Source organism: Gaiella sp. (genome assembly GCF_035558935.1).
GTDB lineage: Bacteria > Actinomycetota > Thermoleophilia > Gaiellales > Gaiellaceae > Gaiella.
In genome coordinates, this window is sequence record NZ_DATMBZ010000075.1 from 1 (window position 1) to 7569 (window position 7569).

Genomic DNA, 7569 nt, shown 5'->3' on the forward strand with positions numbered 1-7569 from the left:
GGCCGCGGTCCTCACGCGGAGGACGCGGCTCGCGAGGCGGGGCGTCCTTCGCCCGCTCGACGAGCGTGTCGGGCGAGACGAGCTCGCCGTCCTCGTGCTTCGCGACCAGCTTGAGGCCGATCCGGCCCCGCTCCTTGTCGACCTCCTGGACGACGACGTCGAGCGTGTCGCCGCGGGAGATCACGTCCTCGATGTGCGCGACCCGGCCGGGGCCGACGTTCGAGACGTGGAGCAGGCCGTCGGTGCCCTTCTTCAGCTCGACGAACGCGCCGAAGTCGGTCGTCTTGACGACGCGGCCGGTGTAGGTGTCGCCGACCTCGGGCTCCTTCGTCATCGCCGCGATGGCGGAGATCGCCGCGTCGGCGTTTGTCCCCTCCGTCGCGTAGACGAGGATCGTGCCGTCCTCCTCGATGTCGATCTGGACGTCGTAGTCGGCCTCGAGCGAGCGGATCGTCTCGCCTCCCTTGCCGATCACCATCCCGATGAAGTCCGGGTTGATCTGGATCGACGAGATCCGCGGCGCGTGACCCGCGAGCTCCGAGCGCGGTTCGGAGATCGTCTCGAGCATCTTGTCGAGGATGAACGCCCGCGCGCGCTTCGCCTGCTCGAGCGCGGAGCTCATGATCTCCTGCGTGACGCCGGTGATCTTGATGTCCATCTGGAGGGCAGTGATGCCCTCGGCCGTCCCGGCGACCTTGAAGTCCATGTCGCCCAGGTGGTCCTCCGCGCCCTGGATGTCGGTGAGGATGACGTAGTCGTCGCCCTCCTTGACGAGGCCCATCGCGATGCCCGAGACGGGCGCGGCGATCGGCACGCCGGCGTGCATGAGGGACATCGTCGAGCCGCACACCGACCCCATCGACGACGAGCCGTTCGACTCGAGCGTTTCCGAGACGAGCCGGATCGTGTAGGGGAAGTCCTCGACCGGCGGGACGACCGCCTCGAGCGCCCGCTGCGCGAGCGCCCCGTGACCGATGTCACGCCGCTTCGGGCCGCGCATGAAGCCCGTCTCCCCGACCGAGTAGGGCGGGAAGTTGTAGTGATGGATGTAGCGGCGCTCCTGCTCGGTCGAGAGGTCGTCGATCCGCTGCTGCTCCTTCGCGGTGCCGAGCGTGCAGAGCGTGAGGATCTGCGTCTGACCGCGCGTGAAGAGCGCGGAGCCGTGCGTCCGCGGCGAGATCCCGACTTCGGTCGTGATGGGACGGATCTCCTCCGTGCCGCGCCCGTCGGGCCGGCGCTTGTCGACGGCGATCTTCTTTCGGACGAGGTCCTTGTAGATCGCGTCGGCGGCCTTCTTCACGTAGCTCTTGGTGACGACGTCCTTGACGGGCTCCTCGCCCTCCGCGCCGCTCGGGAAGGGGAGCTGCAGCTCGTCCTGGATGCGCGCGAGGAGGATGTCTCGCTTGCGCGACTTGAGCTCCTTCGAGTCCTGCTCGGCGTCGGTCAAGGCACGGAGCTCGTCCTCGAACTGTGCCCGGACGGTGCTCTCGACCGCGGCGAGCCGCCTCGACTCGAGCAGCATTCCCAGCCCGTTGCGGACCTGCATCTCCCGCACGATGTCGCTCTCGCCGGAGTCCATCGTGATCGCGGGCGCGTCGGCGGCGAGCAGCTCGTCGACGACAGAGACGGCCTCGCGGAGCCCGACCTCGGCGATGCGCCGGGAGACGGTCTCGCCGTGCCGCGCGTCGAGCTCGGCGTTCAGCTCGACGTCGATCCACTTCTCCTTGCCGACCTCGCGGGCCAGCTCGTCGATCGCGTCGCAGATGCGAATGATCTCGGAGTGCGCGAGCGCGAACGCCTCGAGCATCGTCTCCTCGGGCACCTGGTCGCCGCCGGCCTCGATCATGGTCAGCGCCTCACGCGTGCCGACGACGATCAGGTCGAGCGCGGACTCGTCCATCTGCTGGTAGGTCGGGTTGACGACGAACTCGCCCTCGATGCGGCCGATGCGCACTGCGCCGACCGGGCCGAGGAACGGCAGCGGCGAGATGGCGAGCGCCGCGGAGGCGCCGTTGATCGCGAGGATGTCGTGCGGCACGACCATGTCGGCCGAGAGGACGGTGCAGATCACCTGCACCTCGTTCTTGAAGCCCTTCGGCCAGAGCGGCCGGATCGGGCGGTCGATCATCCGCGCGGTGAGCGTCGCGCGCTCGGTGGCGCGGCCCTCGCGCTTGAAGAAGCCGCCGGGGATCTTCCCGGCGGCGTACATCCGCTCCTCGACGTCGACCGTCAAGGGGAAGAAGTCGGCGTCGGGGCGCGTGTCCTGTCGCCCGACGGCCGTGGCGAGGATCATCGTGTCCCCGCTTCGGACGACGACGGCGCCGTCCGCCTGCTTTGCGAGCTTGCCCGTCTCGAAGCGCAGCTCGTTCGCGCCCACGTCGACGGACACCGTGGCCTGTTGCCCGGTGCTGATGGTGCTCATTCCCTGTCTTTTCCTTCCACTCTTCCGCTTCGGCGGAAGGTGGAGGTTTGAGCCAGCTCCGCGCCCGCCGCGCGAAGCTCGATCAAACGCCCACCTTCCGTCCCATCTTCGCTCGTTCCGCCCTTACCGGCGGAGACCGAGCTCCTTGATGAGGGCGCGATAGCCCTCCAGGTCCTTGCGCTGCAGGTAGTCCAGGAACCGGCGGCGCCGGCCGACCAGCTTCAGGAGGCCGCGCCTCGAGTAGTGGTCCTTCGGATGCGTCCGGAGGTGCTCGGTCAGCTCGTTGATTCGCCGCGTGAGCATCGCGACCTGGACCTCCGTCGAGCCGGTGTCCTGCGCGTTCTGCCCGTGCTTGTCGATGAGCTCCTGCTTGGCTTCCTTGGTGAGAGCCATGTGTCTCCTCTCGTGGATTCGTCTCCGCGATCCCCGCACGCCGTGAAGGAAGGACACGGGCGGCCGCGATCGCGGTCTGGCGGCATGGTACCTGGAGTTGTGCCGCCCCTCCGCCTCCTCCGGCTTGCCAATCCGCTCGTTCGCGCCGTGCTGCGCTCCCCGGCGCACGGGCTCCTGAGCGGCAGGTTCGCGGTCCTGACGTACGAGGGGCGCGGGTCGGGGCGAACGTTCCGCATTCCCGTGCGCTACGCGACGCTCGGCGACGGCCGGCTCGTCGCGATCGCCGTGCAGCCGGGGCGCAAGCTCTGGTGGCGCTCTTTCGCGGAGCCGCGAGAGGCGACGCTGCTGCTGCGTCGCCTCCCCGTCGAGGTCGCCGGGACGCTTGTCGCCGGCGACGTCGGCACCGACGCGCGGGCGGCCTACGCCGCGCGCTATCCGCGCTCGGCCGGGCTGCTCGAGGACGCGGCGCTCGTCGTCTTCGAGCGGACGGGATAATCCTGCGGTGCGCCTCTACGGCGATCTCGCGACCTGGTTCCACCTCCTGACCGCGCCGGAGGACTACGCCGCCGAAGCGGGGAGGTACCGCGACCTGATCCTCGGGGCGCTCCCGGACGCGACGACGCTGCTCGAGCTCGGGTCGGGTGGAGGCAACAACGCCTCGCACCTGAAGGCCGACTTCGCGTGCACCCTGTCGGACGTCTCGCCGCAGATGCTCGACCTGAGCCGCCGCCTCAACCCCGAGTGCGAGCACGTCCTCGGCGACATGCGGACGCTCAGGCTCGGCCGCGCCTTCGACGCCGTCTTCGTGCACGACGCGATCACGTACATGGCGACCGAGGACGACCTGCGCGACTGTCTCCGCACCGCGTTCGCGCACACGCGGCCGGGAGGCGTCGCGCTCTTCGTGCCCGACTTCACGCGGGAGACGTTCGCCGCGGGGACCTCCCACGGCGGCCATGACGGCGCCGACGGGCGCTCGCTGCGCTACCTCGAGTGGTCGACCGATCCCGACCCGGGCGACACGACGTACGAGGTCGACTACGCCGTCGTCCTGCACGAGCCGGGCCAGGAGCCGCGCGTCGTCCACGACCACCACGTCGAGGGGTTGTTTCCCGAGCACACGTGGCTGCATCTCCTCGACCAGGCCGGCTTCGAGCCGAGCGTCGACCGTGCCAAGCTCGGCGAAGACGACATGTCGCAGACGGTCTTCGTGGCCCGGCGTCCGAGCTAGCCGGGCCTCGCGGCCGCGCGCGTCGCCTCCACGTCGCGGCCGATCTGGGCGATCAGCGCGTCTTCGCTCTCGAACACCCGCTCGTCGCGGAGCCGCTCCCACAGCTCGACCACGAGCCGCCTGCCGTAGAGGTCGCCGTCGAAGTCGAGCAGGAACGGCTCGATGCGTCGCTCGGTGCCGCCGTAGTGGGGGTTCGTCCCGATCGAGACGGCGGCGCGGTGCCCGAGCGCCTCGCCGGCGTAGATCCCGTACCGCGGGCAGAGAAGGTGCGGATCCATCGCGATGTTCGCGGTCGGGTAGCCGAGCGTGCCGCCCCGCTGGTCGCCCGCGACGACGGTCCCGTCGAGTTCGAACGGGCGGCCGAGCATCGCCGCGGCGCCCGCGAGGTCGCCGTCGCGGACGGCGTCGCGAATCGCCGTGGACGAGACGCCCTCGACCTCCTCCACGTCGAGCACCTCGAGACCCAGCTCCTCGAGCGTCTCGACGCTTCCGGCGCGCCGCGAGCCGAAGCGGAAGTCGGCGCCGACGGCGACCGCCTCGGTGCCGGTCGCGGCGAGGTACGTGCCGACGAACTCCTCCGGCGAGAGGCGCATGAACTCGGGCGTGAAGCCGGCGACGAGCGTCTCTGCGACGCCCACGTCGGCGAGCAGCTCGAGCCGCCGCTCGAGCGTCGAGATGAGGTCGACACGGTTCCCGAGCACGATCCGCGGATGCGGGTCGAGGGTGATCACGGTCGGCTCGAGCCCCGAGTCGATCGCCGACTGGAGGACGGAGCGGTGCCCGCGGTGGACGCCGTCGAATGTCCCGATCGCCACGGCGCGCGGCCGGCGCTCGAGCTGCGACGGCGCGTGGACGACTCTCACGGGGCTTCCGCCAGGCGCGCCAGCGCGTGCTCCAGCGGCACGATCCGCGCCTCGTCCGCCTCGTCGACGTGGAACGGGCCGATCTCGGTCCGTCGGAGGGTGACGCAGTGGCCTCCCAGGGCGTCTGCGATCGAGCGCACGTACGTTCCCGACCCGACGAGCAGGTCGAGTCGGGCGACGTCGTCCTCGTACGCGAGCAGCCTGAGCTCGTGGACACGCATCGGTCGTGTCGGCATCTCGACCGCGACCCCGCGACGGTGCAGCCGGTACGCCCGCTCGCCGCCGATCTTCACGGCCGACACGGCGGGGATGGGGAGCTCGACCTCGCCGCGCAGCCCGTCGAGGGCCTCCTCGAGCGCACCCGGCGATGGTGCCTCGTGCTCCTCGAGCTGGTCTCCTTCCGGGTCGCCGGTCGTCGTGCGCGCGCGCAGGTCGATCTCGGTGAGGTAGCGCTTGTCCAGCTTCATGAAGCGATCCTGCATGCCCGTCGCCCGCCCCGAGAGAAGCACCAGAAGGCCCGTCGCGAAGGGGTCGAGCGTCCCGGCGTGGCCTGTCCTGGCGCCGGTCCTGGAGCGGACGCGGGCGACGATCCGGAACGACGACGGTCCGGCGGGCTTGTCGACGAGGACCACGCCTGTCGGGTCGAGCGCCCTGGGGATCGCCATCAGGCCGACGGATCGCCGTTCGCGGCCTCGAACGCCTCGACGATCCGGCGGGTGATCTCGTCCATCCCGAGGTCGGTCGAGAACCCGGCCGCGCGCCGATGGCCGCCGCCGCCGAAGCTCCGCGCGATCGCGGAGACGTCGACGCCGTCCGGGTGCGACCGGAGCGATCCCTTGCGCGCCGTCGGCGAACCGGCGGGCAGCTCGCGGACGAGCGCGACGAGCTCGGCGCCGTCGACCGCGCGCAGGTGATCGATGATGCCCTCGGAGTACGGCTCCTCCGCGCCCGCCGCGTCGAAGTCCGCGCGACGGAGCTCGGAGACCACGATTCGTCCGCCGGCGAGCTCGCGCGCATGCTCGAGCGCTCGCGCCAGGAGCTTGAGCTTCGGGAACGGCGTCGACTCGTAGACCTCGATGAAGACCCTGCTCACGTTTGCTCCCGCTTCGACGAGCTGCGACGCGAGGCGGAGCGCCTTCGGAGTGGTGTTCGAGTACTGGAAGCGGCCGGTGTCGGTGACCACGGCTGTGTACAGCGCCTCGGCAATCTGCGGCGTCAACGCGACCGGCAGCTTCGCGAACACGTCGGCGAGCACCTCCGCCGTGGAGGACGCGTCGGCGACGACGAGGTCGACGTCGCCGAATCGGGTGTTGTCGTGATGGTGGTCGATGTTGACCGTCAGGCGTGCCTCTTCGACGAGCCGCGGCTCGACGATCCGGCTCTCCTGGGCGCAGTCGACGGCGACGAGCACCCGGTCGGCCGTGTCCTGCGGGGCGGATCGCGCGAGCCCGTGCTCCTCGAGGCCGAGGAAGTGGTACTCGCCGGGCAGCGGCGCCGGGCCGCCGAGGACCATCACGGACTCCTTGCCGAGCGCCTCGAGCGCGAGGTGCGTCGCGAGGAGCGAGCCGATCGCGTCCCCGTCCGGGTTGTCGTGGGAGGTCACGACGAACCGGTCGTTCGCGCGCAGCGCGTCGACGACCGCGTCGAGGTCAGCGCTCATCGGCCTCATCCAGGGGTGGCTGCTCCTCGGGCGGCGCGAGCTCGTCGATGAGCTGGGTCATGCGCACCCCCTGTTCGACCGCCCGGTCGTGGACGAACTCGAGGTGCGGCGTCCGCCGCAGCTTGAGCTCGCGATTGACCGTCGCCTGCAGCACGCCCGCGGCACCGGCGAGCGCCTCGAGCGTCCGCTCACGCTGCTTCTCCGAGCCGAACACGCTGAGCCAGACCTTCGCGTGGTCGAGGTCGCGCGACGTCTCGACCGACGTGACGGTCACGAACCCGATCCGCGGGTCCTTGAGCGTCGGGATCGCCTCGGAGATGACCTTCTTCATCGCCCCGTCGACCCGCCGCATCCGCTCGGGCCGGCTCATTGGAGCGAGACCACCTCGAGCGGGCTGTGGCGTGCCAGCTTGCCGAAGTCCCGGTTGGCATGGAGGACGGGCGCGCCCGCCGTGATAGCGGGGACGGCGACGAGGCAGTCCGAGATCCCGCGAAGTGTCTCGCCCGCGGCACGGCAAGCTCGAAAGAGGGCCGCCGCCCGCTCGAATGCGTCGAGCCCGTCGAGCGGGAGGAGCGTGAAGCCGAGCAGCGTGCTCCGCAACTCCTCGGCGCGGCGTTCGTCGCGGGCGCCGGCGAGCATCTCGGCCACCACCACCTCGGTGACGCCGACCTCCTCGCTCTCCCGCAGGGCCCTCTGGAGGCGGCGGTGCACCGGGCTTCCCGTCGCCCTCAGGAGCTCGAGCCAGGCCGACGTGTCGACGACGATCACAGCTGCTCGACTGCGTCGTCGCGCATCACGTCGAGGTCTCCCTCCCAGCCGGTCCCTTCGAGCTCCAGCGCCCGCGCATGTGGATCGTCGGAGACCGCAAGCGTGCGACGGAGGGCGAAGTCGATCGCCTCCCGCTTCGTCCTGAGCCCGTAGACGCGCATCACCCGCTCGATGAGGCTGTCGTCGACGACGACGTTCGTCCGTCCCATTCCGCGATAGTACACCCCGATAC

The 7569-nt window shown here is 70.6% G+C and carries 10 protein-coding genes; 2 read left to right on the plus strand and 8 right to left on the minus strand.

All coding sequences use genetic code 11. From position 1 onward, the window contains the following. Both VNM44_RS07750 and rpsO read right to left on the minus strand, forming a co-directional pair. The coding region (locus VNM44_RS07750) for a polyribonucleotide nucleotidyltransferase (protein ID WP_325624586.1) at positions 1–2422 on the minus strand (2422 nt) is incomplete at its 3' end. Positions 2423–2545: 123 nt separating this feature from the next. Beyond that, positions 2546–2815: a 30S ribosomal protein S15 gene (gene rpsO, locus VNM44_RS07755; RefSeq protein WP_325624590.1), complete on the minus strand. Its 270-nt coding sequence runs from the start codon at positions 2813–2815 to the stop codon at positions 2546–2548. A 99-nt stretch (positions 2816–2914) separates the two neighbouring features. On the opposite strand from rpsO, the gene VNM44_RS07760 reads away from it, so the two are divergent. Both VNM44_RS07760 and VNM44_RS07765 read left to right on the plus strand, forming a co-directional pair. Further along, a complete protein-coding gene (locus VNM44_RS07760) occupies positions 2915–3310 on the plus strand; it encodes a hypothetical protein (RefSeq protein WP_325624595.1) in 396 nt (131 codons plus the stop codon). A gap of 7 nt (positions 3311–3317) precedes the next feature. Continuing rightward, on the plus strand, positions 3318–4046 hold the full coding sequence (locus tag VNM44_RS07765) for a class I SAM-dependent methyltransferase (RefSeq protein ID WP_325624597.1): 729 nt from the start codon (positions 3318–3320) through the stop codon (positions 4044–4046). On the opposite strand, the gene ribF is transcribed toward VNM44_RS07765, so the two are convergent. The 6 genes from ribF to VNM44_RS07795 form a co-directional block, all read right to left on the minus strand. Continuing rightward, complete coding sequence (ribF, locus tag VNM44_RS07770; protein WP_325624599.1) at positions 4043–4909, minus strand: riboflavin biosynthesis protein RibF; 867 nt, start codon at positions 4907–4909, stop codon at positions 4043–4045. The genes VNM44_RS07765 and ribF overlap by 4 nt on opposite strands. Then, entirely contained in the window at positions 4906–5574 is a 669-nt protein-coding gene (locus VNM44_RS07775) for a hypothetical protein (RefSeq protein ID WP_325624601.1), read from the minus strand. The genes ribF and VNM44_RS07775 overlap by 4 nt, the downstream gene beginning before the upstream one ends. Then, positions 5574–6569, minus strand: a complete 996-nt coding sequence (locus VNM44_RS07780; RefSeq protein ID WP_325624604.1) for a DHH family phosphoesterase — start codon at positions 6567–6569, stop codon at positions 5574–5576. The genes VNM44_RS07775 and VNM44_RS07780 overlap by 1 nt, the downstream gene beginning before the upstream one ends. After that, a complete protein-coding gene (gene rbfA / locus VNM44_RS07785; protein WP_325624606.1) occupies positions 6559–6939 on the minus strand; it encodes a 30S ribosome-binding factor RbfA in 381 nt (126 codons plus the stop codon). Before rbfA ends, VNM44_RS07780 begins: the two co-directional genes overlap by 11 nt. Then, complete coding sequence (vapC, locus tag VNM44_RS07790; RefSeq protein ID WP_325624609.1) at positions 6936–7337, minus strand: type II toxin-antitoxin system VapC family toxin; 402 nt, start codon at positions 7335–7337, stop codon at positions 6936–6938. The genes rbfA and vapC overlap by 4 nt, the downstream gene beginning before the upstream one ends. Further along, positions 7334–7569: type II toxin-antitoxin system VapB family antitoxin (locus VNM44_RS07795; protein WP_325624613.1), on the minus strand; the 236-nt coding region annotated here is incomplete at its 5' end. The genes VNM44_RS07795 and vapC, both read right to left, overlap by 4 nt.

What these genes read in the sequence shown, in the direction of transcription:
- rpsO (WP_325624590.1), bottom strand. Translation starts at nt 2,815, where the DNA reads ATGGCTCTCACCAAGGAAGCCAAGCAGGAGCTCATCGACAAGCACGGG.
- rbfA (WP_325624606.1), bottom strand. Translation starts at nt 6,939, where the DNA reads ATGAGCCGGCCCGAGCGGATGCGGCGGGTCGACGGGGCGATGAAGAAG.
- VNM44_RS07775 (WP_325624601.1), bottom strand. Translation starts at nt 5,574, where the DNA reads ATGGCGATCCCCAGGGCGCTCGACCCGACAGGCGTGGTCCTCGTCGAC.
- VNM44_RS07780 (WP_325624604.1), bottom strand. Translation starts at nt 6,569, where the DNA reads ATGAGCGCTGACCTCGACGCGGTCGTCGACGCGCTGCGCGCGAACGAC.